Below are 25008 nucleotides of genomic sequence, written 5' to 3' on the forward strand. Positions count from 1 at the left end.
CCTCAGCTGACTTTCAGGCGCTTGCCGATCGCCATTTGAATCAGGGTGATCACCAGCGTGACGGCGAACAGCACCACGGTGATGGCGGAAGCGTAGCCTTTTTCCTGCAGGTAAAACGCGTACTTGTAGAACAGGTTGGTGACGGTCATCACGTCGTTTTCCACCAGCGCGCGGTCGAACATCAGGAACACCACGTCGAAGATTTGCAGGATCTCGATAAAGCTCATCACCGACACGAAAAACAGCGTCGGTACCATCATCGGCAACGTGATGCAGAAGAAGCGGCGCAGGGTGCCGATGCCGTCGATATCCGCCGCCTCGTACAGCTGGCGCGGAATGCTCTGCAGCCCGGCCAGCAAAATGATGATCTTCAGCGCCAGCGACGACCAGATGATGATGATGGACACGCTGATGCGCACCACGTCCGGATCGGACAGCCAGGCGACCGGCGCAATGTGCAGCAGGCCCAGCGCCTGGTTGATCAGGCCGAAATCCTTGTTGAACAGCCATTGCCACACCATGGCCACCGCCGCAGGCATGGTGACCGCCGGCAGGAACAGCAGGGTGCGCAGCAGGCCTTTGCCGCGGATGTTCTGATTGAGGCCGATCGCCAGCAGCAGCGACAGGCTCAGGCTGATCGGCACGCACACCACCACGTAGAACAAGGTGTTGGCGGCGGCGGTGTAGAAGTCGTCGTCTTCGAACAGGTTGAGATAGTTATCGACGCTGATGCTGCTCCAGCGCATGAACTGGTTCAGATCGGTAAAGCTGTAAAAAATGTTTTGCAAAAAGGGGATCAGGTAAAACACCGTCACCCCCAACAACAGCGGCAGGATCATCACCCAGCCCCAGAAGCGTTCGGCGCGTTCGAGCCGATTGAGCGCGGGGCGGGCGGTGCGCCGGGATGGTTTCAGGGTGACCGTAGCCGTTTCTGCCAGCGACATGTTGCCATTCCTCACCTATGACGTTCATCGTGGGTCCACCGCGGCGCGCGCTCGGGGCTGCGCGCCGCGGCGGGGCGATTACTGCTCCATGACGCGCGCGATCTTCTTGACCGATTTGTCCATTTCCTGCTTAGCGTCCGCGCCCATAAAGATCTTCTTCAGGCTGGCTATCCACATGTTCTGCCACTTCGGCGTATTGGTGCCGGCGGTGGGGTAAGCCTGGGTCACTTCAAGGGTCTGGATATAAGGCGAAACGTCGACTTTCTGAATCTGCTGCGCCCAGACCTTGGCCGCCGTCTTGTTGGCCGGGATCACCACCTTGGCCAGCTCCGCCTGCGAGGCTTCGCTGCTCATGAAGGCGATATATTTCCAGGCGGCCTGCTTATGGGCGCTTTTGGCCGACATGGCGAAGGCCAGGCTGTGCGCCACGCCGGACTGGCGTTCAATTTTCGGCATCATCACCACGCCGATGTGGTCGTTGATCAGCGGGTTATTGGCGAACGGTGCCGCCAGCCAGGAGCCGGCATAGACCATCGCGGCGCGGTTGGACTGGAAGATGTTCTCGGTTTTGACTTCGCTCATCTGCTGGGCGCTTGGCATCAGGCCGTCTTTCATCATGCCCTGCAGCTGCTGGTAGACCCAGAGGGATTTGTCATTGGCGATGTCGGTGGGCTGGCCGTCTTTCGGCACGATGTGATTGCCGTTTTGGAACAGCAGGTTCATGTAGCTGTCCTGGCCGTCGATGCTGAGATCCATCACCAGCGGGAAGGCCGTGCCTTTCAGCCCGTTTTTCAGCGCGGTAGCCTTGCTTTTCAGATCGTCCCAGCTCCAGTCGCTGGTGGGGTAGCTGACGCCGGCCTGATCGAACAGTTTTTTGTTGTACCACACGGCGATGGAATCGACGTCGCGCGGGATGGCCATCTGTTGGCCGCCATACTGGTAGGCTTTCACCGAGCTGGCGACCACGTCGTCCAGCTTAAGGCCGCTGTCCTTAATATAGGGCGCCAGCGGCTCCATAATGCCGTTTTTGGCGTACTGCACAAAATAAGGCATATTAATCCAGAATATATCCGGCGCCACGCCGCCGGCGGCAGCGGAATCTAATTTAACGAAATATTGCGCCGAGGGGGTTAATTCTATTTCTATTTTTATATCCGGGTTGGCCTGCTCAAATCGCTTAGCAATCTCCTGTTCGGCGGGTAATTGGTTTCTGTCCCAAACGGCATAGCGTAATGTTATTTTATCTGCGGCGTGGAGCAGCGTGGGTAATAATATTGCACTGGCAAGAATAGAGTGCGCCAGCAGGCGGCCGGTATTTTTTATTGGTGACATTGCTTTCCCCTCGGTGAGCGACGAATAGCGTTTTTCGCAACGTAAATTCTTTCTATCCCTTAACTTTCAATGTGTCAATACACCCCCGGATGCCCAAAAAAGGGGTGTGAATGTTTCATTGTTGTTAAAATCAAAAGGCTTTGACGGCCAAGTGAAAGGTGTGTTTATTCACAATTTGTTAACCTTTTGACGGGTTTTTTCCCCGGTGGCGCGGCATTTAGCGGCCTTCGCAGACATAGGAATAACTGATAACCCTTGCACCATAATGGGGATTAAAAACATTTTTATTGTGCAAGCTTCTGCTTCTTTCATTTTTGTGATGCAAATAAACAAAAAAATCTTGCTGTGGCTGTCAGAGGAGGGTGCAGGAACGTTTTTTATTGCCGGCTATTGTCTGTGGCGATAAAAGACGTTAGCCTGGATTTCACAATATTGATTTATCCAAAATAAAGAGGGCCGATTATCATGCGCCTGTCTCTGGTATTTACGCATTGCCTGGAGAAAGTATTTCATCGCCAAAATATGCCGCCCGTTGCCGTGGAAAATCGGCTGAGCGGGTTAAATAACGAGGTGCTTTCCTGGCAGGCGGTGTACTGTTTGCAAACCCCGGGCAACGAGACTCGCCATGAGCTCAGTTATCAACTTGACGGACCGCTGGCGGCGTATATCAGCGTGCGCCAGGTGCAATCGGTACCGAGCGGTTTTCCCTGTTATCGCGAGATCGATGAGAATTACCTGACGACCGAGCCGGGCTTATTTCCCGATCCGCTGATGCCGCTGCCGCAACGGCGTTTTTTTGCCGCCTGCCGCTATTATGGCAGCCTGTGGCTGACCTTGACGCCGCCGGCCGACGCGCAACTGGCTGGTGACTTTCCGTTGACCCTGCGGCTGCTGGATGCGCAAACCGGAGAAGCGCTGGCCGAGGCCACGCTGACGCTGCATCTGGTGCCGGCGGCGTTGCCGCCGCAAACGCTGTTGCATACCGAGTGGCTGCATACCGACTGCCTGGCGGATTACTATCGCCTGGCGGTGTTCAGCCCGGATTACTGGCGCGCGGTGCGCAACTTTGTGCGCTGCGCGGTGCAGGCCGGCGTCAATATGCTGCTGACGCCGCTGTTTACGCCACCGCTGGATACCGCCGTCGGCGGCGAACGCACCACGGTGCAGCTGGTGAGGGTGATGCGTTCGGCGCAGGGGTATGGCTTCGATTTCAGCCGCCTGGCGCAGTGGGTGGCGTTGGCGCAGGAAGAGGGCATCGAGCACTTCGAAATCGCGCCGCTGTTTACCCAATGGGGCGCGGCGCATGCGCCGAAGATCGTGGTGGAGGAGCAGGGCGAGGCGCGACCGCTTTTCGGCTGGCACACCGATGCGCAGGGCGAAGCGTACCAGCGTTTTCTGCAGGCGCTGCTGCCGGCGTTGACCGCCTGGTTCCGCGAACGGGGGCTGGAACGGCAGGTGTGGTTCCATGTTTCCGATGAGCCGACGCTGGACAACCTGGCGGCCTACCAGCGCGCCAGCGCCGCGCTACGCCCATTGCTGGATGGCTTTCGCACCTTCGATGCGCTGTCGGATTTCGCTTTCTATCAGCGAGGCCTGGTGGAAATCCCGGTCGCTGCCACCGATCATATCGAACCCTTTATCGAACACCGGGTGCCTGGCCTGTGGGCCTATTATTGCTGCGTACAGAAGACCGAGGTCGCCAACCGGTTCTTCGCCCAGCCTTCGGCGCGCAACCGCATATTGGGCGTGCAGCTCTATCTGTACCGCATCGCCGGCTTCCTGCATTGGGGATTCAACTTCTATAACAGCGCTCATTCGCGCGAGCGCATCAACCCTTACGCCGTGACCGACAGCGGCCATGCGTTTCCCTCCGGCGATCCGTTCGTGGTCTATCCGGGCGAGGATCTGCAGCCGGTGGAGTCGCTGCGCCTGCGGGTGCTGCATCAGGGGCTGCAGGACATGCGCGCGCTGCAGCTGCTGGAGAGTCTGACCGACCGAGCGACGGTTGAGGCGCTGATCGAACGCGAGCTGGGCATGCGCATTACCTTCAAGCGTTATCCGCACCAGGCCGGGCCGCTGCTGCGCTTGCGCGAAGCGGTGAACCGCCGCATCGAAGCGCTGCTGGCGCCGATGTGAGGGCAAGTGGGGGCGAAAATGCGTCTTTCGCTCCCAAATCGCCATTACTTTGCTATACCTGATAGTCGATGGATTCATTTTATTGTCATGTAACTGACACGTCAGAGTCACGGCTCTGGCTTAAGTTTGCAGCGACTACGTCAGGAGATAACGCGATGTTCAGCCTGGATTCTCTGTTGCAAGATGCATTTCCACACCGCAATACCCCTGCCTGGCAGCGCAGCCTGCTAAGAACCCTTCTCTTCGAAAAAGAATTCAAACAGTTCGCTGCCGACTATCCCCACCTGAAAGGGCTCGATCTGATCGAGCAGGTGGTGGACTACTTCAACCTCAGCTGCGAGCTGGTGGACGGCGATCTGGAAAACATCCCGAGCCAGGGGCCGGTGGTGCTCGTCGCCAATCACCCGATCGGCTCACTCGACGGCCTGGTGCTGCTGCGCGCCGTCGCGGCGGTGCGCCCGGATGTGAAAGTGGTGGCCAGCCAGCTGCTGACCTATATCGAACCGCTGCGCAACCTGTTCGTGCCGGTGGATAACGTCGCTTATAAAACCAGCCGCAAACAGATTGAAGGGATGCAGCAGCAACTGGACAATCAGGGCGCGCTGATCCTGTTCCCGGCTGGCGAAGTGTCGCGCATGAGCCCGAAAGGCATCCGCGATGGCCACTGGCATACCGGCTTTCTGCGCCTGGCCGCCAAGGCGCGCGCGCCGATCGTGCCGATCCACATCAGCGCGCGCAACAGCAACCTGTTCTACTTTACCTCGCTGGTTTATCGGCCGCTGTCGACGCTGCTGCTGGTGCGTGAAATGTTCCAGCAGCGGGGCGGGCGCATCAAGATCCGCGTCGGCGGCCGTGTGCCGTTCGCCAGCTGGCACGACGGCCACACCAGCGCCAAGGATCTGGCGGAGCGCTTTCGCCGCCACGTCTATCGCCTGGGCCAGGGCAAACCGGGGCTGTTCGCCAGCGAGTCGCCGATCGCGCTGCCGGAAGAGCGTCTGGAGCTGAAAAAGGCGTTGGCGAACTGCGAACGGTTGGGGGTCACGCCGGACGGTAAAACCATCTACCTCTATCGCCGCCGTGACGAAGCGCGTACGCCAATCCTGCGCGAGCTGGGACGCCTGCGCGAGATCGCCTTCCGCGCGGTGGGGGAAGGATCCGGCCGCCGCCGCGATCTGGATAGCTACGACGACGATTACTACCACCTGGTGCTGTGGGATGAGGAAGAGCTGGAGATCGTCGGCGCCTATCGTTTTATTCCCACCGCCGAACAAATCGAACGCAAAGGGCTGGAAAGCATCTATAGCAACAGCCTGTTCCATTACGACCGCGATATGGAACCGATCCTGGCGCAGGGCATCGAACTGGGGCGCAGCTTCATTCAGCCGGCCTATTGGGGCAAGCGCGGGCTGGACTATTTGTGGCTGGGCATCGGCGCCTATCTGTCGAAATACCCGCAATATCGCTATCTGTTCGGCCCGGTGTCGATCTCCGGCGGCATGCCGCTGGCGGCGCGCGATTTGCTGATCGCCTTCTACCGGCTCTATTTCTCGCCGGATCACGCCTTCGCGCAGTCGCGCCGGCCTTATCCGGCGTCGCTGCCGCAGGTGTTGGCGCAGTTTGCCGGAGACAACTACCAGGAAGATCTGGTACGGCTGAAGAGCCTGCTCAGCAACATCGGCTGCTCGATCCCGACGCTGTACAAGCAATACACCGAGCTGTGCGAACCGGGTGGGGTGCAGTTCATCGACTTCGGCACCGATCCGGCGTTCAACAACTGTATCGACGGACTGGTGCTGGTGGATACCACGCGGCTCAAGCCGTCGCGCTATCAGCGTTATATCGCGGTGCACCAGCCACAGCCAGCCGAGACGGCATGACTACAGTCTGACTCATGCCTTTTTGATCTAAGCACGACCTTGGGGCCGGCGACGGGATAGCGCTACGATAAACGTTTTGCTTTCCACCGCCGGAGCCCGTCATGCCCCATTCGTTTATCCCGCCGTTATTGTCCGCCGATGAACCGCCCGCAGCTGCCGTTGAAATCCCGCGCGGCAAAGCGCCTTTTTTGCTGCTGTGCGATCACGCCGGCAAGGCGATACCGCAGTCCCTTGGCGACCTCGGTTTGCCGCCGGGGGAGATTGAACGCCACATCGGCTGGGATATCGGCGCGCTGAGCGTGTCGCGCCATCTGAGCCGCCAACTGGACGCCACGCTGATCCATCAGCGTTACTCACGGCTGGTGATCGACTGCAACCGGGCGCCCGGCATCGCCAGCTCGATCCCGCCTTTGTCCGAACTGACGCCCATCCCCGGCAATATCGGCATCGACGGCGAACACGCGCTGGCGCGCGAGCGTGAGGTATTTTTGCCGTATCACCACGCCATCGACGATCATCTGGGGCAACGCCAACTGCGCGAACTGCCGACGGCGGTGATCGCCATGCACAGCTTCACGCCGGTGTTCAAGGGCGAATCGCGCCCCTGGCAGGTGGGCCTGCTGTTTAACCGCTACCCGGAATTTGCGCTGCTGCTGGCCGAACTGCTGCGCGAAGAGGGGGATTTGCAGGTGGGGATCAACGAACCCTATGCGATGACCGACGCCACCGACTACACGTTGCCGGTGCATGCGGAACGTCGCGGTTTGCCTTATGTCGGCATCGAAATCCGCCAGGATCTGATCGCCGATGAACGCGGGCAGCAGGCGTGGGCGAAACGTTTCGCACGCCTGCTGCCGCAGGCCTGGCAGCGTTGGCAAATTTGACTTTAGGAATATTCCCAGAGATGATAACCGTAAGGAATACGTAATACGTCATTAGAAAAAAAGTCAGGAGAGACGTGTGGAGCACAGCGATAACGGACTGTTTATCAAACGGGAGCGTTTTGAAGTTCTGGCGATTCTGCGTGAAATTTGCAAACAACGCACGCCGCTGCGCGTAGAAAATCAGCAGCACCGGTTTCAAAGTCTGTTATTGAGCGTCGGGCCGGACAATATCGTGTTTAGCGGTGAGGAAGCGGAAAATGCCATCGACGGCGCCTGCACCATCGTGATTGAAAGCAACGACGCCAAAATCGAGTTTTCCGTCGGCCAGGCGGAACTGACCGAACATCAAGGCGTCCAGGCCTGCTCGACCCGGCTGCCGCAGGAGTTGGTCTACATCCAGCGCCGCCGTCAGTTCCGCATCACCACGCCACACTGGCGCCAATTCTTCTGTACCGGCGAATACCCGGACGGCACGCCTTATGAGCTGCGGATCCACGATCTGTCTGCCGGCGGCGTCGGTTTGCGCTACGACGGGCCGCTACCGGATTTCTTCCAGCCGGGCCTGCAGTTCAAGAAAGCGGAGTTGGATCTGGGCAGCTACGGCAGCTTCAAGGTCAACATGGAGCTGGTGGTGGTCAACGACGATCAGGAAACCGACGATAACGATCAGGTGGTGCACTTCTCGCGCCTGTCATGCCGTTTCCTCAAGCTGGGGTTGGCGATGGAGCGCAAAATTCAGAGCGCCGTGTTCGCCTTCGAGCTGGATTTCAACAAAAAGAAAAAACGCTGATAGTGATCAGGGGCGGCACGCTGCCCCTGACTCTCCACCGGCCTTACGGCTTTAACGCCCGCAGGCTGCCGATTTCTTCCCAACCGAAATGTGCCGCTTCGGCCAGCACGTCGCACACTTCCCCCCCGGCGGCGACCACGGCCGCGTCGAGCGCAGCGCCGTGCAGCAGATGGCTGACCAGCAATGCGGCGAACAGATCGCCGGTGCCTTTGACCGCCGATTTAACCTTCGGATGGGTAAAGCACTGTGTTTCCTGCCGGGTGACCAGCATCAATCCCACCTCGTCTTCGTGCTGTGCGACGCCCGGCGCGCTGGTGACCAGCACCCATTCGGTGGTGTCGTTCAACAGCGCCTGCGCGGCGTGCTGCGTCTGCTCCCGGCTGCTCAGTTGTCGGCCGCACAGCTGTTCCAGTTCGAAGCCGTTCGGCGTCAGGCCGTTGGCCAGCCGCAGGAACGGCGATCGATAGCAGTTGACGATGCGCTCATCCACGTAGATCCCTTCACCGTAATCGCCCATCACCGGATCGATATAGATTTTTATCTGAGGATTGAGCGAGCGCACCCGCTGCAGCCAGTTGGCCAGAATATGGCACTGCATCACATCGCCCAGGTAGCCGACAATCACCGCCCGGGTGCGCTTCATCACGCCGCGGGCAATCAGATCGTCGAGAAAGCCGCCGAACCACTCGCCGGAAATGACGCCGCCGTGCGGCTTGCCGTAATAGGGCGGGCAGCCGAACAGCACGCTCGGCACCTGCAGCGCTTCCAGCCCCTTTTTCAGCAGTGCGCGGTAGGCGATGCCGTTGCCGACGCTGCCGTAGACCACCTGAGATTGAATGCTGATCACGTCGATGGACGGTGACCGCAAGGGTGAAGACTGTTGCATGAGTTACATCCTTGGTTCGTTATTATCCAGCCAGCGTGCGAACACCTGCCGCGCGCGTTGTTCCAGCTGTGCGCCGTGGCACGCCGCCTGTTCGCGCAGGCTCTGTGGCGCAACGCCGGCCAGTTCCAGCTCGCAGGCATGGCCAATCAGCCAGCGTTCGATATCGCGATGATCCGCCTCCAGATGGAACTGCAGGCCGAGCGCGAACCCCTGATAGTCGAAAGCCTGATGTGGGCAAATCGCCGTGCCGGCCAGGCAGCGGGCACCGTCCGGGATCATGAACATATCGCCGTGCCAATGCAGCACCGGCGTATCGGCCAGCGGGGCCAGCACCGAGTCGTCTTCCGCCGCGAGCGTGCTCAGCGGGGCGAAGCCGATCTCTTTGACGCCGAGCGAGATCACGTCGGCGCCCAGTGCCTGGGCGATCACCTGCGCGCCGAGACAAACCCCGAGGGTCGGTCGCCGCTGCGCCAGGCGCTGTTTGACCAGCGCTAATTCATGGTCGAGAAAATCATAGCGCTGCTCACCGGAAAAGTGTTGGGCGGCGCTGATCGGCCCGCCGAGCACTACCAACAGATCGGTCTCTTCATTATTGATAGCACGAATATCATCGCGGCCGGCATCGTAATAGTCGATCTGATAGCCGCGCAGCGAGAGCAGAGAACCAAGGATACCCAGGTTTTCAAAATTGACGTGTCGAATGGCGACGGCTTTTTTCATTGTTCAACCTCGCTAGCGTGAGTGAAAGGGGTCAGCGCCAGCGACTCGCCCAGCACAGTGATGCCTTGCGCACCGCTCTGGTAGACGATGCGACGTTCGCTGACCTGGCTGAGCTGCACCTGATAACCCTGAGCGGCCGGGAACAGCGCGCACGCCTGTTCCAGCTGATCGGCTGCCCAGGGAGTGAACATCTGCAGGCGGGCAAAGGCTTTTCCTGCATACTGAATGTCGAGCACGTAATGTTTATCCATGGAACCCCTTACTTTTGGCCGCGGAAACGGGTAATCTATTTTGAACTAGTACAAAAGGATTTATGTATGAATTCATTGTATGCAAAAGGCGGCGGCGCTGTCCAGATTGCCGAGCAGATTGCCGCACGCATCAAAGACGGCGCGCTGCGGCCAGGTGAGCTGTTGCCGCCGGTACGCCAACTGGCGGCGGAGCTGGAGGTCAATCCGAATACCGTCGCCAGCGCTTACGCCCGATTGCGCGACGCCGGTCTGGTGGCGACGCGCGGGCGGGCCGGAACGGTGGTGCTGGAGCCGCCGCTGGCGGCGGTGAGTGCGGCCTATGTGCCGCGTCAGGTGCCTGCAGGGATGTGCGATCTGGCCAGCGGTAACCTGGATGCCGCATTGTTGCCGGTGCTGGCGCTTGGCACGGCGGAGGTGTTCCCGCAGCAAAACGGCTATGACATCAGCGGCGATCTGCCGATATTGACCGGTCTGGGTCGCGAGTGGCTCGGCCGCCAGGGCGTCGCGCTGGGGGAGCCGGCGGTGTTCTCCGGCGCGCTGGATGCGATGGAAAAGGCGCTGCGCTGCCATGTGCAGCCGGGCGCGGCGGTGTGGGTGGAAGATCCCTGCTGGCCGCCGCTATTGACGCTGTTGCGCCACCTGCGCCTGCGGCCGCTGCCGCTGGCGGTAGATGAACAGGGCTGTCGGTTGCCGGAAAGCGGGGCGGCCGCTGCGGTGATCCTGACGCCGCGCGCCCACAATCCGACCGGCGCCTCGCTCTCTGCGCAACGCGCGCAGCAGTGGCGGCGTTTTCTGCACGACAACCCGCAGTGTCTGGCGATCGTCGACGATTTCTGGGGGCCGCTGTCGCAGCAGCCGCTGCATCTGCCGTTCGACGGCGATCGCGGCCTGTACGTGCTGTCGCTGAGCAAGTTTCTCAGCCCGGATCTGCGTATCGCGCTGGCCTGCGGCGACCCGACGTTGCTGCAGGCGATGCGCGCCGATCAGTACATCAGCGAACGCTGGGTCAGCCATATCTTGCAGCAGATCGCCGCCAGACTGTGGGGACAGGCGTTGCAGGAAGGGCAACTGCAGCGGGCTCAACAGGCGTATCAGGCCAGAAGGGATGAACTGGTACAGCGGCTCAATACGTTGAATCACACGGCGCTGGCGGCGGGTGAAGGGCTGCATCTGTGGTTGCCGGTGAGATCAGAAACTGCCGCCGCGCAGCTGATGGCGCAGCGGGGGTGGTTGGTGCAGGGCGGTGAACCTTTCCGCCTGAAGGGCGGCCCGGCGCTCCGCGTCAGCCTGGCTAACGTCACGCCGGCGCAGTTGGCGCCGCTGGCGCAGGATCTGACCGACGCCATGCGGGCCAGCGCGGCGATCAACTAGGCCGGCGTCAGGCTCTCCTCCGCCAGCAGCTGTAGCGAAGTGAGCCGGGCGCTCGGTTCGCCGATCGGCGTGTCGATGATGAACTCGTCCACGTCGTACCGCTGCTGCAGCTGCGCCAGTTGCTGATGTACCTGCGGCGCGGTACCAAGCAGGATATGGCTTTCCCGCGGCTCGATGCGGTAGTCGGTGGCGCCGGCCTGCTGCACGAAACTCTCTGCCTGCGCCAGGCTACCGACGGTCACGCTCTGCTCACCGGCGACGTGCACGCGGTATTGCTGAATATCCGCCGCCAGCGTCGCGGCCTGCTCCGGGCTCTGCGCCACGATCGCCGCCACCGCCAGCAGCGCCTTGCGGCCGCCGCTCAGTGCGGTGTAGTGCGCCAGCGCCTCGCGGATATCTTGCGGATTGCCGTTCAGATGCGCGGCAAACACGAAGGCCCAGCCGGATTCGGCCGCCAGCGTCGCGCTCTCTTTACTGGCGCCGAGCAGAAAGCGCTGGGCGGCGTGCGGCGGCAGCGGTGTGGCGCTCAGGCCCGGTTCGGCGTCGTCGTTCAGGTAGGCGGTCAGCTGCGACAGCTGCTGCGGGAATGCCGGTTTGTTTTGTCGGTCATGGACGGCCTGCAGCGCCTGGGTGGCGAGCGGCAGCCCGCCGGGCGCTTTGCCTACCCCGAGATCGACGCGCCCCGGCGCCAGCGCCGCCAGCAGGTTAAAGTTTTCGGCTACCTTGTAGGCGCTGTAGTGTTGCAGCATCACGCCGCCAGAGCCGATGCGAATGCGCGACGTCTGGCCGAGCAGGTAGCCGATCAGTATTTCCGGCGACGGGCAGGCGAGCTGCGGCGTGTTGTGGTGTTCCGCCAGCCAGAAACGCCGATAGCCCCAGCGTTCCGCCTGTTGCGCCAGATGCAGCGTGCGCGCCAACGCCTGCGCGGCGCTTTCCCCGTCGGCGATCGGACTTTTTTCCAATATGCTCAAGGCATAAGCCATTTTCCCGCTCCTTTGATCATCAGATATGCCTGACAAATACCATGCGGGCGGCGTGAGGCTTAATACTGATTGGCGATAGGATATTCCATTGATCCAAAACGGATTTGGATATGCGTGGGACGGTAAAGCGCCACGGTGTTACCCCTCGAGCCAGGCCTTCAGGCGAATGGCGTCACGGTAGTGGCCGTAGCGCGGCTGCGCGCCGAGCAGGATCATCACCACCGGTTGGCCTTTGATGGTGGTGCGCATCACCAGGCAGTGACCGGCCTCGTCGGTAAAGCCGGTTTTCTGCAGCTGGATCTCCCAGGCCGGGTTATTGATTAAGCCATTGGAGCTGCGGTAGACCAGTTGGCCGCGGCCGGGGCGTACGATCTGCTGCTTGTCGGTGCTGAAGCGGCGGATCGACTGATAGCGATAGGCGTGATTGACCATCTTCAGCAGATCGTTGGCGCTCGCCACGTTGCGCGGCGTCAGCCCGGTCGGATCGTAGAAGTGGGCGCGTTTCATGCCGATGGCGCGCGCTTTCTGATTCATTTTCGCCACGAAGGCCTTGCGCCCGCCGGGATAGCTGCGGCTCAGCGCCGCGGCAGCGCGGTTCTCCGAAGACATCAGGGCGATGTGCAGCATGTCGCGGCGGCTGAGCACCGAGCCGATGGTCAGCCGCGAATGGGTTTTCTTCAGCAGATCGCGATCGGCGGCGGTGACTTTGAGCTTGCTGCCCATCGGACGTTTGCTGTCCAGGGCGACCATGGCGGTCATCAGCTTGGTGAGCGAGGCGATCGGCAGTACGCGGTTCGGCTGCTTCTGATAGAGGGTCTTTCCGGTGCGTTGATTGACGACCAGCACCGATTTGGCATTCAGCACCAGCGGTGGCGCAGCGGCATACACGGGCGCCAAAACGAACAGCAGGCTGAACAGAAGGGCGGCGCCGAAGCGCCGGACAGGCAGACGGAGAAAAGCGTGAGATAAAAGCATAACGGCGGAAATAGTGACCCTAAGTGATTAAAAAATATCAAAAGAGTCTGCCCGGCAAATGTGAAGGAAATAGGGCGATAATCGCTCAAACTGTTACAACAATCCCTTTTGCTGCAGCGTGAAGCGGGTAGCCTCGTTCAAATCGTAGTCCCCCAGGCGCTCGCGCGGCACCCAGGCGTAGTCGTCGAACTCGTCGTTGATCGTTACGTCGCGGTTGGCGGCATGGCAGTCGAAAATCAGGTAAATCATGTAGATTTGCTCCTGGCGGCCGTCGGCGTAGGTTTTCATGCGCACGTCGTCGCGGAAGGTCCAGGGCGTGATGTTGTCGAGGATCAGCGCGGCGCCCAGCTCTTCGCGTACTTCGCGCCGCAGCGCTTGCTCTATCTGTTCACCCGGCTCGACGCCGCCGCCGGACAGCGCCCACTGGCCGGGAAACACGCCTTTGTGCGCCGCCATTTTGCACAGCAGGAAGGCGTTATCGTTTTCAATCAGCGGGCAAACAATGATGCGTTGGCGCATGGAAGACTCCTGTCAAAATGGAAAACAACCACTTTAACATGGGGTTTGGCACAGTAGCGTGAGAGAAATCAAAGCGTTGTCCTCGTACAGAGAAGCGGCAACCGCTTCTCTGCGCTAAGGTCAGTAGATTTCCGGCACCACCATGTTGTCCGGCACCGGGCTACGGTGGTATTCCGGGCTGCGTTTGCGCTGCGGCAGCGTGATGACGTTGCCTTCGGCCTCCTCATAAGGCACCTGCTGCAGCAGGTGAGTGATGCAGTTCAAGCGGGCCTTTTTCTTGTCGACGCCCTGAACTACCCACCAGGGTGCCTCGGCAATGTTAGTGCGCGCTAACATGATCTCTTTGGCTTCGGTGTAGTCTTCCCAGCGGCGGCGGCTTTCCAGATCCATTGGGCTGAGCTTCCACTGTTTGAGCGGATCGTGAATGCGGCTGAGGAACCGCAGCTCCTGCTCGTCATCGGTGATCGAAAACCAATATTTGACGATTTGGATGCCGCTGCGCGTCAGCATTTTTTCGAATTCTGGCACGCTGCGGAAAAACTCCTCATACTCTTCGTCGTTGCAAAAGCCCATCACGCGTTCCACGCCGGCGCGGTTATACCAGCTGCGGTCGAACAGCACCATTTCGCCGGCGGCGGGCAGATGCGCGATGTAACGCTGAAAATACCACTGGGTGCGTTCGCGATCGTTTGGCGCCGGCAGCGCCGCCACGCGGCAAGTGCGCGGGTTGAGGCGCTGGGTGATGCGTTTGATCACGCCACCCTTGCCGGCGGCGTCGCGGCCTTCGAAGATGATCACCAGCCGGTGGCCGGTGCGCATCACCCAATCCTGCAGCTTCACCAGTTCGCCCTGCAGGCGCAGCAGTTCGCGGAAGTATTGTTTGCGCCAGGCTTTTTTCGCGTCGCTGTCGACTTCTGCCGCGTCGAAGCGCAGGTCGTCCAGCTCCATTTCCAGCTCTTCATCGTAGCTGTCGTAAAATTCTTGTAGCAGGCGCTGGTTGAAACCGTCATCGCGGTTGAATTCATGCATGGTCATCAGATTTTCTCCGTATCAGCCCGGTGTTAGAAATGGTTGAAGATCCAGTACAGCACCGCCGACAGCAGCACCGAGGCCGGCAGCGTCAGCACCCAGGCCATCAGTAGATTACGCAGGGTGGCCATCTGCAGGCCGGAGCGGTTGGCGGCCATGGTGCCGGCGATGCCGGACGAGAGTACGTGAGTGGTCGAAACCGGCAAACCGAAGGCGTCGGCCGCGCCGATGGTGGTCATCGCCACCAGTTCGGCGCTGGCGCCCTGGGCGTAGGTCAGGTGCGATTTACCGATCTTTTCGCCCACCGTCACCACGATACGGCGCCAGCCGACCATGGTGCCGAGCCCCAGTGCAATCGCCACCACCACTTTCACCCAGAAGGGAATGAAACGGGTGGCGTTATCGAGTTCACCCTTCAGCGCGTCGAGGTTGCGCTGCGCATCGGGATTGATCTGCAGCTGACGCTCTGCTTTGAGGTGCTTGATGGTCTCGGACGCCAGGTACATGTCGTTGCGGGTGTTCGACACCGCCTGCGCCGGGATCTTGTCGACCGAGCCGTACTGACGGATTTGATCGCCGATCGCGCCGGCCAGCTGCGCCAGCGCCGGTACGACTTCCGGCGTCAGTTCGCTGGTGCGCACATAGCCGGTCAACACCTCACGCGGCGGGGTTTGGCCGCCGGCCGGGAACTGGCGCAGCAGCTCGTTTTTGGTCACCTCCGCCAGCGCCGCCACCTGGGGGATCTGCTCCGGCGGCATCGAACGGTTCAGGGCGTAGGCGATCGGCATGGTGCCCACCAGGATCAGCATGATAAGGCCCATGCCTTTCTGCCCGTCGTTGGAGCCGTGGGCAAAGGAAACGCCGGTGCAGGTGAGGATCAGCAGCCCGCGGATCCACAGCGGCGGCGGGGTATTGCCTTTAGGCGCGCTGTACAACTGGCGGTTCTTGACGAACAGCTTTAGCGCCAGCAGCAGCAGGCCGGCGAACACGAAGCCGATCACCGGCGACAGCAGCAGCGCATAGCCCACCTTGATCGCCTGGCCCCAGTCCACGCCGCTGGTGCCGGTGCGGCCGTGGATCAGGGCATTGGCCACGCCGACGCCGATAATCGAGCCGATGAGCGTATGCGACGACGAGGCGGGCAGCCCGAGCCACCAGGTGCCGAGGTTCCAGATGATGGCGGAGAACAGCAGGGCGTACACCATGGCGAAACCGTTGCCGGTGCCGGCTTGCAGGATCAGCTCGACCGGCAGCAGTGAAATGATGCCGAAGGCCACCACGCCGCTGGAGAGCAACACGCCGAGAAAGTTGAAGAAACCGGACCACACCACGGCGACCATCGGCGACAGCGAGTGGGTGTAAATCACCGTCGCGACCGCATTGGCGGTATCGTGGAAGCCGTTGACGAATTCAAAGCCCAGCGCGATCAGCAGCGCCAGCCCCAATAATAAAAACGGAATGTAACTGGTATAGACGGCGCCGGCATCGCTGACGTCGTTAAATAAGTTCACCCCGGCAAACGCGATCCCCAGAATTAATAAGAAAACAAAAAAAAGAACAGTGAGTCGACTGTTCTTTTGATGCAGTTTGGGCAGGCTGGATGCGGCCGGCACACCCGTTTGAACGGCGCTGTTATCGCTCATAATGACCTTCCTGAAAGGATTGAATGCGGTAGCTGTCGCCTGAAAAGTATTCTGAATGAATGTGGCCTTTTTATGACGAAAATATTAATCATCGGGAACGGCGAAAATCATTAACGCCGATAAATAAAGATTGTTATAACAGCGGGGAAGGTCTTGGGTTAACGGCAACAGGCAGGATATGGCGTTATGGTGCAACGGTTAGCGGAAAAGATGCACAAGCTGGATTTTGATGATGAGGTGACCGGGCTGATCTACGGCCATGTGTTCCGCTCCGGTGAGGTGCCGGCGCGCCTGAACTCGCAGCAGGTTTGTCAGGCCTACCAAGCGTTGCCGCCCGGCGACGGTTTTGTCTGGCTGCACCTCAATCTCAACCACGCGGCGGCGGAGAAGTGGTTGAAAAACCATTTCGCCATTTCCGATTTTTTCTTTCACGAGATCCGCCACGGCTCCCACACCACGCGCATCGAGCGCCAGGGCGACGATCTGTTCGCCGTACTCAACGACGTGATTTTCCACCCCGAGGACAGTAACCCGGAAACGGCGACGCTGTGGCTCTATTGCTGCCGTGGGCTGGTGGTCACCGTGCGTCACAAACCGGTGCGACTGATTGAACGGCTGCTCGGCCGCCTGACGGCGCTGCAGCTGGCGTCGTCTACCGAGCTGCTGGCGCACCTGCTGGAAGAGCAGGAAGACGTACTGGAACAGGTGGTGCGGCAGGCCAACCAGTATGTCGATACCATCGAGGATCGTCTGCTGACTCGACGCGTCAAACGCAATCGCGCCGAGCTGGGGCGCATGCGCCGCATGTTATTGCGCTTTCAACGTCTGCTGGCGCCGGAACCGGCCGCGCTGTTTCGCCTGTTGAACCGCCCGCCGACCTGGCTGAGCCGTGAGGTGGTGCAGGATCTGCGGCAGTTTACCGAAGAGTTCACCGTGGTGTTGAACGATCTGGCCAGTTTGACCGAACGCATCCGGCTGCTGCAGGAGGAGCTGGGCGCCAAGCTGATGGAGCAGAACAACCGCACGCTCTATACGCTGACGGTGATCACCGTGCTGGCGCTGCCGATCAATATCGTCGCCGGTTTCTTTGGCATGAACGTGGGGGGGATCCCGCTGGCCAGCAATCACCACGGTTTTATCCTGCTGGTGTTGCTGGTCGGCAGTTTTACGCTGATCGCCGGTTATCTGGCGTTCAGGCGCAGGGACGAGACGTAATTACAGGCGGGCGCGGTACTCTTCTTCCAGCCGGGCATGGGTGCTCCAGAACGGCTGCGGCGCCCGGTCGTGCAGGCGATCCAGCAGGATATCCAGATGAGTGTGCCAGCCGCCGGCGACGCTGAGCATCTCGTCGCGGTTGGCCAAGCGCCGGTGGGTCACCGTCAGCAGTACCGCGTTTCCCTGTTCCGTCAGTTCGAAAGTCACCTCGGAAGGGCGGCCCTGATCCTGTTCGGCCCAGGTAAAGCTCAGCAGACGCGGCGGGAACAGGCAGGTGATGTGGCCGCGGTTGCTGACACAGCCGCCGTGCTGTTTGTACTTGGCCGGCGGTTGCTCGTGCTCGCCTGCCAGATCGGAGTTGCGAAACTCCAGCTCCAGCGGCGCGCCGTTTTCCAACTTCATGGCGCCGGCCGCCAGCCAGGTAGCGCGCTTGTCGGATTCGGTCAGGTAAGCCCACACCCGCTCGATGGGGCCAGGCAGCAAGCGCTGGATGCGCAGCGTGCCGGGTTCGATAATCATGCCGTAATCATTCATGGTTCACTCCTTGGGAGGAAGCTGTTCGGGCTGTAGCAGCGCCTGTTCGAGCGCATCCAGCCGTTCAGTCCAGAAATGTTCATAGGTTTGCAGCCAGTGCATGGCCTGCGCCATAGGCTCGGGTTCGAGCCGGCAGATATGGTTTCTTCCTTGCACGGTGCGTTGCACCAGGCCCGCATGTTCCAGTGCTTTCACGTGCTTGGAGGCGCCGGCGAACGACATCTGCAACGGCGCGGCCAGTTCGCCGATGCTGCGCTCACCGCCGGCCAGCGCGCGTAACATCGAACGGCGGGTCGGGTCGGCCAGCGCATGAAAAATGGCGTCCAGCTGTGAGGAAGATAATTCAACCATATGGTTGAATATAGAACAGGGGGGCTAATATTCAACCGTTTTGTTGAATATTTTTTTGCCCCGGCGAGAAACCGGGGCGAGGATCAGGCGCAGGTGTGCGCCAGCAGGGCGTTGAGCAACACGTCGGCGCCTGCGGCGGCCCAGGCGGGGGTGATATCTTCCCGCTCGTTGTGGCTGATGCCGTCCACGCAGGGAATGAAAATCATGGCGGTCGGGGCGACGCGGTTAAGGTAACAGGCATCGTGGCCGGCGCCGGAAATCATGTCGCGATGGCGATAGCCCAATGCTTGCGCGGCGTGGCGTACGCTGTCGATGCAGCCCCGATCAAAAGCGATCGGGGGATACTGGAAGATGCGGTCGGCGCGGGCGGTCAGACCGTCGCCGTTGACGTGGTTTACCGCCGTCAGCAGACGCTGCTCCATCTGCTCCAGGGTAGACTCTTGCGGATGGCGGAATTCGACGCTGAAAAAGACGCGTCCCGGCACCACGTTGCGTGAATTGGGGGTAATTTGCGCCATGCCCACCGTGGCGCGCGCATCGGGCGCAAAATCCCAACCGATGCGGTTGACCGCCGTGACCAGCGCCGTAAAGCCCAGCAGGGCATCGCGGCGCCGATCCATTGGCGTGGTGCCGGCATGGGCGCTGAAGCCGACGACCTCCAGCTCATACCAGCGCTGCCCTTGTGCGGCGGTCACCACGCCGATGTCGAGATGTTCCGCTTCCAGAATCGGCCCCTGTTCGATGTGCAGTTCGAAGGCGGCGTGGATCGGCGTGCCGCCCACCGGGTGCTCGCCGGCGTAACCAATGCGTTCCAGTGCGTCGCCAAGGCTGACGCCGTGCTCGTCGCGGCGCGTCAGGCCGTATTCCAGGTCGAATACCCCGGCGAACACGCCCGAGGCGATCATCGCCGGCGCGAAGCGCGCGCCTTCTTCGTTGGTCCAGTTGATCACTTCAATCGGGCGTTCGGTGACGATCTGCCGATCGTTAAGGGTACGAATAACCTCTAATCCGGCCAGCACGCCGTAGATGCCGTCGAAACGGCCGCCGCGGGGCTGCGAATCACCGTGAGAGCCGGTGACGACCGGCGCCAGCTCGGGGCGAGCGCCTTCACGCCGCAGGAACATGTTGCCCATTTTGTCGACGCGTACGCTGCAACCCGCCTCCAGCGCCCAGGCGCGCAGCTGATCGCGCGCTTGCCGATCTTCTTCACTCAGCGCCAGCCGGGTGACGCCGTTATTGGCGATGGCGCCGAACTGCGCCATCGTCTGCAGGCTTTGCCACAGGCGCTCGCCGTTGACTCGATACGTCATTGTTCTTCTCCCGACGTTTTGGCGGTGTAGCGAAAATCGCAGCAGGGGGCGCCGGACATGATGGTTTGGCTGCGCTGCAGGTCAACCTCTGGGGCATAGCCGACGATGAACTGGCTGTCGCGGGCGCAGGAGAGCAGGTGGCCGATCTCCCCCAGCCCCATCTCGTGATACATCTCGGCGTAGCGGCAGCGGGTGACGTTATAGTCGAAGTGCTGCGCATCCTGGTTGATCACCTCGACGCGCAGCGCATCGTCTTTTTCCCACAGGTACTGCAAGGCGGCGAAGCTGCGCAGATCCGCGCCGTTCGGTTCCTGGGCGGCGAACTGTTTGCCCGCCTCGATGGCGGCATTCTCGATGGCTTCGCCGATCACTGCCTGAGCGCGCGTCTTGCCGATTTCACGCACCAGGATCTGGTAGATCGGTTTGATGATTTCCGCCTCAATCTTTCTGCGGGCCAAAATGCCCAATTCGTTATTTGCACAGCTCATCGCCTTGCTCCTCTTGATTTATTGTGTTTTGTCGCCGCCCAACACGGTTTGCGGCTGCCATTTGCCGTCGACCACCCGGTACAGGGTGAAGCTCGGCTGTTGCAGGTTGCCCTGCGCATCGAAGGCAATGGCGCCGGTCACGCCCTGGTAATGTATGGCGCGCAGTTTCGGCAGGTAATCGGCCGGATTGGCCGAGCCGGCTTGTTCGATGGCGGCGATCAGCACCCGGGTGGCATCGTAGGCGAAGGGCGCATGCAGTTCGATGTGGGTGTGATAACGATCGCGGTAGGCTTGCTCAAACGCCTTGCCGCCCGGCATCTGCTCCAGCGGCAGCCCCGGCTCCAGCGCGACGACGCCTTCGCCTTCCCGCTGCGCCAACGTCAGGAAGGTTTGGCTGACAAAGCCGCCGGCGCCCATCAGCTGCGCGTTCATGCCCAGCTGTTTCAGCTTGCGCGCCAACGGCGCCGCTTGAGAATCCACGCCGCCGAAGAAAATCAGATCGGCGTTTTTACTGCGCACAGTGGTCAGCACGGCGCTGAAATCGACGGTCTTGTCATCCACATACTCGCGGGTGACCGGCTGCACGCCCTGGGCCTGCAGCGATTTGATAAACTCGTCCGCCAGCCCCTGGCCGAAAGCGGTGCGATCGTCGATTACCGCGATACGCTTGGCTTTCAGCGTTTTCACCGCATATTGCCCGGCGTAGTTGCCGCCGTCGTCGTCGTGGCCCATCACGCGGAAGCTGGTGTCAAAGCCTTGCTGCGTGTAGCCGTGACCGGTCGCCACCGGCGCCACCTGAGCGATGCCGGCGTCGTGGTAGATGCGCGCCGCCGGGATGCTGGTGCCGGTGTTCCAGTGGCCGACCACGCCGGCGACGCCTTCGTCGACCAAGCGCTGCGCCACGGCCACGGCGGTGCGCGGGTCGGACTGATCGTCCTCGGACAGTAATTTGAAGGTGACCGGTTTGCCGTTCAGCGTCGGTTTCTGTGCGTTAGCGTCGGCGATCGCCAGCCGTGCGCCGTTTTCGAGATCTTTGCCGATGCGCGCGGAAGGGCCGGTCAGCGGCCCGGCCAGGCCGATCAGCACGGTGTCGTCCGCCAGCGCCGGGAGGCTCAGGATCATTGTCATGGCGGCCAGCGCCAACGGCTTGATGCGAATGTTCTGCTGCATGTCATACTCCTGGTGCGGTTAAAGGTAACAACGGTTATTCACCCAAATAGATCTGTTTGATTTTTTCATCGTCCAGCATGTCGGCGGAGCGGCCGCTGTGGCTCAGGCTGCCGCTGTCCAATACGTAGGCGCGATCGGTGGACGCCAGCGCCAGGCGGGCGTTTTGCTCGACCAACAGCAGCGTGACACCGTCACGGGCTAACTGCTTGATGACCGAGAAAATGGCCTCCACCACAATCGGCGCCAGCCCCATCGACGGTTCGTCCAATATCAGCAGCCGCGGGCGGCTGAGCAGCGCGCGGCCCATCGCCACCATCTGTTGTTCACCGCCGGAAAGCAGCCCGGCCGGTTGATGCAGGCGCTCGCTCAGCCGTGGGAAGGTGGCGCACACGCGTTCGAAATCTTGCCGCACCGCCGATGCGTCACGCCGCGCATAGGCGCCCAGCTGCAGGTTTTCTCGCACCGTCAGGCGGGTGAAAATGCCGCGTCCCTCCGGCACCATCACCAGCCCCTGTTGCAGCAAGCGGTGCGGCGGCATGCCGCGAATCGAACGGCCGTCGAACAGGATGTCGCCCTCAAACGGCTGCAGGCCGGTCAGCGCCCGCAGGCTGGAGGTTTTGCCCGCGCCATTGGCGCCGATCAGCGTCACCTGTTCGCCGGCGTTCACCGTGAAATCGATGCCTTTGACCGCATGAATGCCGCCATAAGACACTTTGAGTCGTTTAACGCTCAGCAGGGCTTCAGACATGCGCGCCACCTCCCAGATAGGCCTGAATGACCGCCGGTTCGCGCCGCACCTGCGCCGGTTCGCCTTCGGCGATCGCTTTACCGTAATCCAGCACCGTCAGCCGATCGCACAGACCCATCACCAGCTTGACGTCATGTTCAATCAGCAGCAGCGTTTTGCCGCTGTCGCGGATGCGCAGCAGCAGTTCGCGCAGCGCCACTTTTTCTCCGGCGTTCATGCCGGCCGCCGGTTCGTCCAGCGCCAGCAACCGGGGCTCGGTCGCCAGCGCGCGGGCAATCTCCAGCCGCCGCTGATGGCCGTAGGCGAGATCGCCGGCGCGGTAATGAGCGAATTGGCTGATGCCGACGTACTCCAGCAGCGCATGAGATTTATCGCGCACCGCCTGTTCCTCCTCCCTGGCGCGACGGTGCCGGGCGATCGCCGCCCACAGGCCGTTGCGGGTGCGCACGTGGCAGCCGACCATCACGTTTTCCAGCACGCTCATTTCATTGAACAACCGCAGGTTTTGGAAGGTGCGGGCAATGCCGGCCTGCGCCACTTTGTCGATCGCCTGGGGTTTATAGCGCTGGCCCGCCAGGCGGAACTCGCCCGCGTCGGCGCGATACAGGCCGGTGATCAGGTTGAAGCAGGTGGTCTTACCGGCGCCGTTCGGCCCGATCAGGCCGTAGATTTCCCCCTGGCGGATGCTCATGCTGACGTCATCCACCGCCGTCAGGCCGCCGAAGCGTTTGCTGATATGGTGTAAAGCGAGCAGCGGTGTCATGCGGCGGTCCTCCCAGCATGGCGAGCCGGCCACAGGCCCGCCGGGCGATACAGCATCACCAGGATCAGCGCCAGGCCGTAAAACAGTTGGCGAATGATTTCCGGGTCGATCAGCACCTGGCCGAACAGCGCCTGCTGCAGCGGCCCCATGCTGCTGCGCAGCAGCTCCGGCAGGGCGGCCAGCAGCAGCGCGCCCAGGATCACGCCGGGGATGTGCCCCATGCCGCCGAGCACCACCATCGCCAGTACGGCGATCGATTCCTGCAGAGTGAACGATTCCGGCGACACGAAGCCCTGAAACGCGGCAAACAACGCGCCGGCCACACCGCCAAAGGTGGCGCCGATGGCGAAGGCCAGCAGCTTGAAGTTGCGGGTATTGATGCCCATCGCCCGCGCGGCGTCCTCGTCTTCGCGGATCGCTGTCCATGCGCGGCCAATGCGCGAGTTTTGCAGCCGCAGGCTGATAAACAGGATCGCCAGCAGCAGCGCGGCGAACAGGTAGTAATAGAGATACAGCCCGGAGAAACGCACGCCGAACCACTCATGCATGCCGGAGAACTTCAGGCCGAACAGGCTGACCGGGTCGATGCCGGAAATGCCTTTAGGGCCGTTGGTGAGGTTGACCGGGCGATCGAGGTTACGCATCAGAATGCGCACGATCTCGCCGAAACCGAGCGTGACGATCGCCAGATAGTCGCCGCGCAGCCGCAGCGTCGGCGCGCCAAGCAGGATGCCGCACGCCGCCGCCAGCAGCGCCGCCAGCGGGATCAGCCACAGCATCGACAGGTGCAGCCCGTCGGGGAACCACTGCAGCAGCAGCGGGAATTGCTGCGTCAGATGCGGTGATGACAGCAGCGCGGCCAAATAGGCGCCGACGGCGTAAAAGGCGATAAAGCCCATGTCCAGCAACCCGGTCATGCCCACTACGATGTTCAGCCCGAGCGCCAGCATCAGGTACAGCAGGGCGAAGTCGACGACCCGCACCCAGTAGTTGCCGCCGGCGGCGCCCGCCACCCAGGGCGCCAGCAGCAGCGCGAGAATGAACAGCGTCAGCCCCAGCCTGGCGCGACGCGGCGTGGCCAGAGGAACGGGGGGAGTCAAAACGGTCATGGTGATGTCCTTATGCGCGCGTCGCGATACGTTCGCCCAAGAGCCCGGAGGGGCGGAAGACCAGCACGGCGATCAGCACCAGAAACGCGAACACGTCCTGGTAGTTGCTGCCGAACACGCCGCCGGTCAGCTCGCCGAGATAGCCGGTGCCCAGCGATTCGAACAGGCCCAGCAGCAATCCGCCGAGCATCGCGCCGCGCAGGTTGCCGATGCCGCCGAGCACGGCGGCGGTAAACGCCTTGATGCCCGGCAGAAAGCCCATCGAGAAACCGGCGTTGCCGTAGTTGCTGGCCATCATGATGCCGGCCACCGCCGCCAGCGCGCCGCCGAGCGCAAAGGTCAGAACGATGATGCGGTCAGGACTGATGCCCATCAGGCCGGCGACCTGCGGGTTTTCCGCCGTGGCGCGCATGGCGCGGCCGAAACGGCTGTGTTCGACCAGCAGCCAGAGGCCGGCCATGACCGCCACGGCCACCACCAGCGTGACGATCGCCGTGCCGGTGATCACCGCCGGCGCATGCCCGCCGCTGCCTGCAGTCAGGGCGATGGGGGTCATTGGCAGCAGCTGCGGAAACATCAGGGGATTGCGTGACCAGATCAGCATCGCCAGGGTTTGCAGCAGCAGCGAGACGCCGATGCCGCTGATCAGCGGAGCCAGGCGCGGCGCAGTGCGCAACCGGCGGTAGGCGAGACGCTCGATCGCCATCGAGGTAATGGCGCAGACCGCCATGGCGAACAGGGCCGCCAGCAGCAGCGTGGCGTACGGTGATAACGCGGGAAAGTGGTGTTGCAACACGCCGATCGCCGACAACGCGCTCAGCGCACCGACCATCAGCACGTCGCCGTGCGCGAAATTGATGATGCGCAGGATGCCGTACACCATGGTGTAACCGAGCGCGATCAGCGCATAGATGCTGCCGAGCATCAAACCGTTGACGGTTTGCTGTACCAGCGTATCCATAAGGAGAGTCCGGAGATAA

At 61.5% G+C, this 25008-nt stretch carries 25 protein-coding genes; 6 read left to right on the plus strand and 19 right to left on the minus strand.

The window, feature by feature from the left end; all coding sequences use genetic code 11:
• Nucleotides 1–2: 2 nt before the first annotated feature.
• Together ACJ8J5_RS05225 and ACJ8J5_RS05230 are read right to left on the minus strand one after the other, a co-directional pair.
• Nucleotides 3–944 (minus strand): carbohydrate ABC transporter permease, encoded by a 942-nt coding sequence (locus ACJ8J5_RS05225; protein WP_025302955.1) that lies wholly within the window; start codon nucleotides 942–944, stop codon nucleotides 3–5.
• 78 nt (nucleotides 945–1022) lie between these two features.
• Nucleotides 1023–2276, minus strand: a complete 1254-nt coding sequence (locus ACJ8J5_RS05230) for an ABC transporter substrate-binding protein (protein ID WP_414104463.1) — start codon at nucleotides 2274–2276, stop codon at nucleotides 1023–1025.
• Nucleotides 2277–2741: 465 nt separating this feature from the next.
• On the opposite strand from ACJ8J5_RS05230, the gene ACJ8J5_RS05235 reads away from it, so the two are divergent.
• The 4 genes from ACJ8J5_RS05235 (at nucleotide 2742) to ACJ8J5_RS05250 (ending at nucleotide 7963) form a co-directional block, all read left to right on the plus strand.
• Entirely contained in the window at nucleotides 2742–4412 is a 1671-nt protein-coding gene (locus ACJ8J5_RS05235) for a DUF4091 domain-containing protein (RefSeq protein ID WP_414104464.1), read from the plus strand.
• A 155-nt stretch (nucleotides 4413–4567) separates the two neighbouring features.
• Nucleotides 4568–6289 (plus strand): ornithine lipid synthase OlsF, encoded by a 1722-nt coding sequence (gene olsF / locus ACJ8J5_RS05240; protein WP_025302952.1) that lies wholly within the window; start codon nucleotides 4568–4570, stop codon nucleotides 6287–6289.
• A gap of 101 nt (nucleotides 6290–6390) precedes the next feature.
• The gene (locus tag ACJ8J5_RS05245) at nucleotides 6391–7173 is read left to right on the plus strand and encodes an N-formylglutamate amidohydrolase (protein ID WP_025302951.1); all 783 of its coding nucleotides are present in this window, start codon (nucleotides 6391–6393) and stop codon (nucleotides 7171–7173) included.
• 76 nt (nucleotides 7174–7249) lie between these two features.
• The gene (locus ACJ8J5_RS05250) at nucleotides 7250–7963 is read left to right on the plus strand and encodes a flagellar brake protein (protein ID WP_197810833.1); all 714 of its coding nucleotides are present in this window, start codon (nucleotides 7250–7252) and stop codon (nucleotides 7961–7963) included.
• A gap of 43 nt (nucleotides 7964–8006) precedes the next feature.
• On the opposite strand, the gene pdxY is transcribed toward ACJ8J5_RS05250, so the two are convergent.
• From pdxY to ACJ8J5_RS05265, 3 genes are read right to left on the minus strand one after another with little or no spacing between them, the layout of a single operon-like run.
• Nucleotides 8007–8849 carry a pyridoxal kinase gene (gene pdxY / locus ACJ8J5_RS05255; RefSeq protein ID WP_025302949.1) on the minus strand — a complete coding sequence of 281 codons (843 nt, stop codon included), beginning with the start codon at nucleotides 8847–8849 and terminating at the stop codon, nucleotides 8007–8009.
• 3 nt (nucleotides 8850–8852) lie between these two features.
• Complete coding sequence (locus tag ACJ8J5_RS05260) at nucleotides 8853–9569, minus strand: glutamine amidotransferase (RefSeq protein WP_043143441.1); 717 nt, start codon at nucleotides 9567–9569, stop codon at nucleotides 8853–8855.
• Nucleotides 9566–9820 (minus strand): hypothetical protein, encoded by a 255-nt coding sequence (locus ACJ8J5_RS05265; protein WP_025302947.1) that lies wholly within the window; start codon nucleotides 9818–9820, stop codon nucleotides 9566–9568. Before ACJ8J5_RS05265 ends, ACJ8J5_RS05260 begins: the two co-directional genes overlap by 4 nt.
• A 66-nt stretch (nucleotides 9821–9886) precedes the next feature.
• On the opposite strand from ACJ8J5_RS05265, the gene ACJ8J5_RS05270 reads away from it, so the two are divergent.
• Complete coding sequence (locus tag ACJ8J5_RS05270; RefSeq protein WP_049205632.1) at nucleotides 9887–11191, plus strand: aminotransferase class I/II-fold pyridoxal phosphate-dependent enzyme; 1305 nt, start codon at nucleotides 9887–9889, stop codon at nucleotides 11189–11191.
• Here the strand turns inward: ACJ8J5_RS05270 and ACJ8J5_RS05275 are convergent.
• From ACJ8J5_RS05275 to ACJ8J5_RS05295, 5 genes are all read right to left on the minus strand, one after another.
• Nucleotides 11188–12174: an MsnO8 family LLM class oxidoreductase gene (locus ACJ8J5_RS05275; RefSeq protein ID WP_197769553.1), complete on the minus strand. Its 987-nt coding sequence runs from the start codon at nucleotides 12172–12174 to the stop codon at nucleotides 11188–11190. The genes ACJ8J5_RS05270 and ACJ8J5_RS05275 overlap by 4 nt on opposite strands.
• Nucleotides 12175–12312: 138 nt before the next feature.
• Nucleotides 12313–13149 (minus strand): D-alanyl-D-alanine endopeptidase, encoded by an 837-nt coding sequence (pbpG, locus tag ACJ8J5_RS05280; protein ID WP_414104465.1) that lies wholly within the window; start codon nucleotides 13147–13149, stop codon nucleotides 12313–12315.
• A gap of 93 nt (nucleotides 13150–13242) precedes the next feature.
• Complete coding sequence (nudI, locus tag ACJ8J5_RS05285; RefSeq protein ID WP_060433134.1) at nucleotides 13243–13668, minus strand: nucleoside triphosphatase NudI; 426 nt, start codon at nucleotides 13666–13668, stop codon at nucleotides 13243–13245.
• Between the two features lie 120 nt (nucleotides 13669–13788).
• Nucleotides 13789–14703 carry a polyphosphate kinase 2 gene (gene ppk2 / locus ACJ8J5_RS05290; RefSeq protein WP_025302942.1) on the minus strand — a complete coding sequence of 305 codons (915 nt, stop codon included), beginning with the start codon at nucleotides 14701–14703 and terminating at the stop codon, nucleotides 13789–13791.
• Nucleotides 14704–14729: 26 nt separating this feature from the next.
• Nucleotides 14730–16340: an inorganic phosphate transporter gene (locus ACJ8J5_RS05295; RefSeq protein WP_197834961.1), complete on the minus strand. Its 1611-nt coding sequence runs from the start codon at nucleotides 16338–16340 to the stop codon at nucleotides 14730–14732.
• Nucleotides 16341–16526: 186 nt separating this feature from the next.
• On the opposite strand from ACJ8J5_RS05295, the gene ACJ8J5_RS05300 reads away from it, so the two are divergent.
• Nucleotides 16527–17555: a transporter gene (locus tag ACJ8J5_RS05300; protein WP_414104466.1), complete on the plus strand. Its 1029-nt coding sequence runs from the start codon at nucleotides 16527–16529 to the stop codon at nucleotides 17553–17555.
• Here ACJ8J5_RS05300 and ACJ8J5_RS05305 read toward each other — a convergent pair whose 3' ends face one another.
• The 9 genes from ACJ8J5_RS05305 to ACJ8J5_RS05345 all read right to left on the minus strand — a co-directional run bounded on the left by ACJ8J5_RS05305 (nucleotide 17556) and on the right by ACJ8J5_RS05345 (nucleotide 24989).
• Nucleotides 17556–18089, minus strand: coding sequence for an SRPBCC family protein (locus ACJ8J5_RS05305; protein ID WP_016927616.1), 534 nt, complete (start codon nucleotides 18087–18089; stop codon nucleotides 17556–17558).
• A 3-nt stretch (nucleotides 18090–18092) separates the two neighbouring features.
• Nucleotides 18093–18440 (minus strand): ArsR/SmtB family transcription factor, encoded by a 348-nt coding sequence (locus ACJ8J5_RS05310; protein WP_004938187.1) that lies wholly within the window; start codon nucleotides 18438–18440, stop codon nucleotides 18093–18095.
• Between the two features lie 83 nt (nucleotides 18441–18523).
• Nucleotides 18524–19750 (minus strand): Zn-dependent hydrolase, encoded by a 1227-nt coding sequence (locus ACJ8J5_RS05315; protein ID WP_060447726.1) that lies wholly within the window; start codon nucleotides 19748–19750, stop codon nucleotides 18524–18526.
• On the minus strand, nucleotides 19747–20238 hold the full coding sequence (locus tag ACJ8J5_RS05320) for an L-2-amino-thiazoline-4-carboxylic acid hydrolase (protein WP_049205643.1): 492 nt from the start codon (nucleotides 20236–20238) through the stop codon (nucleotides 19747–19749). Before ACJ8J5_RS05320 ends, ACJ8J5_RS05315 begins: the two co-directional genes overlap by 4 nt.
• Before the next feature lie 18 nt (nucleotides 20239–20256).
• Complete coding sequence (locus tag ACJ8J5_RS05325; protein WP_376783384.1) at nucleotides 20257–21366, minus strand: branched-chain amino acid ABC transporter substrate-binding protein; 1110 nt, start codon at nucleotides 21364–21366, stop codon at nucleotides 20257–20259.
• A gap of 76 nt (nucleotides 21367–21442) precedes the next feature.
• On the minus strand, nucleotides 21443–22156 hold the full coding sequence (locus ACJ8J5_RS05330; RefSeq protein WP_043143459.1) for an ABC transporter ATP-binding protein: 714 nt from the start codon (nucleotides 22154–22156) through the stop codon (nucleotides 21443–21445).
• Nucleotides 22149–22919 (minus strand): ABC transporter ATP-binding protein, encoded by a 771-nt coding sequence (locus tag ACJ8J5_RS05335; RefSeq protein ID WP_033643185.1) that lies wholly within the window; start codon nucleotides 22917–22919, stop codon nucleotides 22149–22151. The genes ACJ8J5_RS05330 and ACJ8J5_RS05335 overlap by 8 nt, the downstream gene beginning before the upstream one ends.
• Nucleotides 22916–24028, minus strand: coding sequence for an ABC transporter permease subunit (locus ACJ8J5_RS05340; protein ID WP_025302933.1), 1113 nt, complete (start codon nucleotides 24026–24028; stop codon nucleotides 22916–22918). Before ACJ8J5_RS05340 ends, ACJ8J5_RS05335 begins: the two co-directional genes overlap by 4 nt.
• Nucleotides 24029–24038: 10 nt before the next feature.
• Nucleotides 24039–24989, minus strand: a complete 951-nt coding sequence (locus ACJ8J5_RS05345) for a branched-chain amino acid ABC transporter permease (protein ID WP_049205650.1) — start codon at nucleotides 24987–24989, stop codon at nucleotides 24039–24041.
• Between the last annotated feature and the right edge of the window lie 19 nt (nucleotides 24990–25008).

This window comes from Serratia sp. CY43202, from assembly GCF_052168755.1.
GTDB lineage: Bacteria > Pseudomonadota > Gammaproteobacteria > Enterobacterales > Enterobacteriaceae > Serratia > Serratia bockelmannii.

Coding starts and splice junctions, on each gene's coding strand:
- ACJ8J5_RS05225 (WP_025302955.1), bottom strand. CDS start 944: ATGTCGCTGGCAGAAACGGCTACGGTCACCCTGAAACCATCCCGGCGC.
- ACJ8J5_RS05230 (WP_414104463.1), bottom strand. CDS start 2,276: ATGTCACCAATAAAAAATACCGGCCGCCTGCTGGCGCACTCTATTCTT.
- ACJ8J5_RS05235 (WP_414104464.1), top strand. CDS start 2,742: ATGCGCCTGTCTCTGGTATTTACGCATTGCCTGGAGAAAGTATTTCAT.
- olsF (WP_025302952.1), top strand. CDS start 4,568: ATGTTCAGCCTGGATTCTCTGTTGCAAGATGCATTTCCACACCGCAAT.
- ACJ8J5_RS05245 (WP_025302951.1), top strand. CDS start 6,391: ATGCCCCATTCGTTTATCCCGCCGTTATTGTCCGCCGATGAACCGCCC.
- pdxY (WP_025302949.1), bottom strand. CDS start 8,849: ATGCAACAGTCTTCACCCTTGCGGTCACCGTCCATCGACGTGATCAGC.
- ACJ8J5_RS05260 (WP_043143441.1), bottom strand. CDS start 9,569: ATGAAAAAAGCCGTCGCCATTCGACACGTCAATTTTGAAAACCTGGGT.
- ACJ8J5_RS05265 (WP_025302947.1), bottom strand. CDS start 9,820: ATGGATAAACATTACGTGCTCGACATTCAGTATGCAGGAAAAGCCTTT.
- ACJ8J5_RS05270 (WP_049205632.1), top strand. CDS start 9,887: ATGAATTCATTGTATGCAAAAGGCGGCGGCGCTGTCCAGATTGCCGAG.
- ACJ8J5_RS05275 (WP_197769553.1), bottom strand. CDS start 12,174: ATGGCTTATGCCTTGAGCATATTGGAAAAAAGTCCGATCGCCGACGGG.
- pbpG (WP_414104465.1), bottom strand. CDS start 13,149: ATGCTTTTATCTCACGCTTTTCTCCGTCTGCCTGTCCGGCGCTTCGGC.
- nudI (WP_060433134.1), bottom strand. CDS start 13,668: ATGCGCCAACGCATCATTGTTTGCCCGCTGATTGAAAACGATAACGCC.
- ppk2 (WP_025302942.1), bottom strand. CDS start 14,703: ATGACCATGCATGAATTCAACCGCGATGACGGTTTCAACCAGCGCCTG.
- ACJ8J5_RS05295 (WP_197834961.1), bottom strand. CDS start 16,340: ATGAGCGATAACAGCGCCGTTCAAACGGGTGTGCCGGCCGCATCCAGC.
- ACJ8J5_RS05300 (WP_414104466.1), top strand. CDS start 16,527: ATGGTGCAACGGTTAGCGGAAAAGATGCACAAGCTGGATTTTGATGAT.
- ACJ8J5_RS05305 (WP_016927616.1), bottom strand. CDS start 18,089: ATGAATGATTACGGCATGATTATCGAACCCGGCACGCTGCGCATCCAG.
- ACJ8J5_RS05310 (WP_004938187.1), bottom strand. CDS start 18,440: ATGGTTGAATTATCTTCCTCACAGCTGGACGCCATTTTTCATGCGCTG.
- ACJ8J5_RS05315 (WP_060447726.1), bottom strand. CDS start 19,750: ATGACGTATCGAGTCAACGGCGAGCGCCTGTGGCAAAGCCTGCAGACG.
- ACJ8J5_RS05320 (WP_049205643.1), bottom strand. CDS start 20,238: ATGAGCTGTGCAAATAACGAATTGGGCATTTTGGCCCGCAGAAAGATT.
- ACJ8J5_RS05325 (WP_376783384.1), bottom strand. CDS start 21,366: ATGACAATGATCCTGAGCCTCCCGGCGCTGGCGGACGACACCGTGCTG.
- ACJ8J5_RS05330 (WP_043143459.1), bottom strand. CDS start 22,156: ATGTCTGAAGCCCTGCTGAGCGTTAAACGACTCAAAGTGTCTTATGGC.
- ACJ8J5_RS05335 (WP_033643185.1), bottom strand. CDS start 22,919: ATGACACCGCTGCTCGCTTTACACCATATCAGCAAACGCTTCGGCGGC.
- ACJ8J5_RS05340 (WP_025302933.1), bottom strand. CDS start 24,028: ATGACCGTTTTGACTCCCCCCGTTCCTCTGGCCACGCCGCGTCGCGCC.
- ACJ8J5_RS05345 (WP_049205650.1), bottom strand. CDS start 24,989: ATGGATACGCTGGTACAGCAAACCGTCAACGGTTTGATGCTCGGCAGC.